Origin of the sequence: Streptomyces sp. NPDC058964, from assembly GCF_042741275.1 — a bacterium.
Taxonomy (GTDB): Bacteria; Actinomycetota; Actinomycetes; order Streptomycetales; family Streptomycetaceae; genus Streptomyces.
This window is the reverse complement of record NZ_JBHYKH010000760.1, coordinates 1-2,313: the sequence shown is the minus strand read 5'-3', so window position 1 is coordinate 2,313 and position 2,313 is coordinate 1. Positions and strand designations below refer to the sequence as shown.

The window sequence follows — 2,313 nt, the reverse complement described above, 5'->3', positions numbered from 1 at the left end:
CACCGTCCCCCCACCGGCGGGTACCGGGCCGACCGTTCGCGGGGGGCGGCGACCCGCGGCCGTACGCGGGACGCCTGTCCGGGCCCGGCCAGGTCCGGTTGGCAGCGGTGGCGGCGCGGGGTGCGCGAGCCGGGCGGGACGTACGAGTACCGCAGGCATCCGATGCCGCGCCGGGCCACGTGGAGCCTGCCGGTGAACACGCAGTTCTCCGCGATCCGGACGGCATGGGCGCGCACCTCGCCGATGACGGTCGTCCGGTGCAGGTGGAGCACGGCGTGGGCGTGGCGGCAGTCCGGTGCGGAGAGGGCCTCGCGGTCGTCGCCGGTGGCGTCCAGGACGCTGTCTTGCAGATGGATGTCCAGGGGGTCCTCGGAGACCTCGTCGCCGATGACCTCGATGGTGCCGAGGATGCTGTGCTCGATCCGGAGGCAGGCGGTGGTGCGGTCCAGGACGATGCTGGGCTCGTCGGGCGAGTGCGGCTCGCACTCGGGCTCCAGGGACCAGCCCGGCACGAGGGTGGTGTGCCGCAGGACGACGGCGCCCATCGGGCCGGTGACGTTGATGCCGCGTCCGGCGACCAGCAGCCCGTCGAGGACGACGCGGGGCCGCTCGTGCGGGGCGCAGTCGTCGGACACGGCGCGGATGTTGAGGGCGTCGGGGCGGTTGCTGTACCAGTCCAGGAGCCGGATCACCGGCCGCGTGCCCTCGGCCGCCCTCAGTTCGAGTCGGTCGCCCGGGTCGAGGTCGAAGTCCAGCTGCTCCTGGTGGGCGCCGCTGTGCGTGATCTCGATGATGCCGGTGCGGCCCGCGGTCCGTTCGTCCTGCCAGGCGCGGTAGGCGTCCATGATCCGCTGGTACGGCTGTCCGGGGCCGACGCGGTAGAAATCGGCGTCGGGCCGGGGCCCGCGGTCGGCGCGCTCGTACTCGCCGCCGCCCATGTCGGCGGCCAAGGCGTGGTGGTAGTCCACCCACACGCCCTGCCGGGGCGCCGACCGCGACCCGAACGCGATCCGCCCGAGTTCCGGGTCGACGGCGACCTGGCCGCGCCGGGGCCGGTAGCGCCAGTCCGACAGATCGGCGACGACGATGTCGGCAGGCGGAACGGGCCGGTCCTCGCCGTCGCGGCGGATGACGAGGCTCTTTCCGGGCCCGTAGTAGTCGGCGAGCCGGTCGTGCAGCAGGCGGCGGGTGACGAAGGCCGGGACGTTGTCGACGGCGGCGGTGGGGGTCCCCCCGCTCGAGCGAGGTCGAGAGTGGGGGAGCGCGGGCAACGGCTCCGGCACCGGCTTGGTGACCAGGGGGGTGTCGTTGCCGAGGATGGAGAAGGTGTAGAGGTTGCGGGCGCGGTCGATGCAGTAGGCCGGGGACGAGGTGAGGGAGGACGGCTTCAGCCGCCAGACGAGGAGCCCGACCCCGGCGGGAGTCCAACCGCCCTGTTTCCTGGCGGAATCGGCCCGGCGCACGTCGGCCGTCCGGGCCGCCTCCTCGAACGGGCCGCCGGCGAGGGCGAGTCCGGTGGCGTCCCGCAGGTCGAGCAGGCGTCCGCGCTCCCCGCGCCGGCCCGTGCCGTACAGCTTGACGGGCTGGGTGTGGGCCACGTGCCGGGACAGCTCGACGGCGCGGGCGGGCCACCCCGCCACCTGTACGGCGAGCTCCTCGAGGAGGTGGAGGGTGCCCTTGCGGCGCCGGTTGGCGACGGTGGCGGCGACGTCCCGGCGCGGGGCGACGGCCTCGGCCAGGGCCTCGCGGCCGCCGCCGTGCAGACCGGTGGTGAGGACCCGCTCGTATCCCGGCAGGGTGCGGTAGCCCACGAGGTCGCCGAGGTACGGCAGCACCCAGGGGGCCGCCGTCTCCACGAACAGGTCCTCGTAGCCCTGCTGGACCCCGTCGCGGACCCGGTCGAGGGGGGGGGGGGTGACCGCGGGGCCCGGCCGCCCCGCCAGCCGCCCCCCCGGCCCCCGCGCCCCCCGCGCGCGGCCCCCCCCCCGCGGCCGGGGGGCCCGCCCCGCCCCCCCCCCCCCAGCCCCCGGCGCCCGCGCGCCTGCACACCGCGGGACGCGTCGCGCTGTTCCTCTCCGTCGCCGGACACCGTGCCGTCGGCCCGGAGTACGCCCGCCTCCCCGTCGTCCGCCTCGACCCGCTCGCGCCGTCGCACGCCGACGCCCTGCTCGACGACGTGACCGACGGCTCCACCGCCCCGGCCGTCCGCGAGCAACTGCTGGCCGAGGCGGAGGGCAACCCGGCCCTGCTCCTCGCGCTCGTCCGCCGGCTCTCGCCCGCCGAACTGCGCGGGCTCCGGCCGCTGCCCCACCC

The 2,313-nt window shown here is 76.5% G+C and carries 1 pseudogene; it reads right to left on the bottom strand.

What is annotated here, in order from left to right:
• Positions 1 to 1,922 (bottom strand): annotated as a pseudogene (locus ACFW2E_RS44300) (hypothetical protein); the annotation flags it as partial.
• Positions 1,923 to 2,313 lie beyond the last annotated feature (391 nt).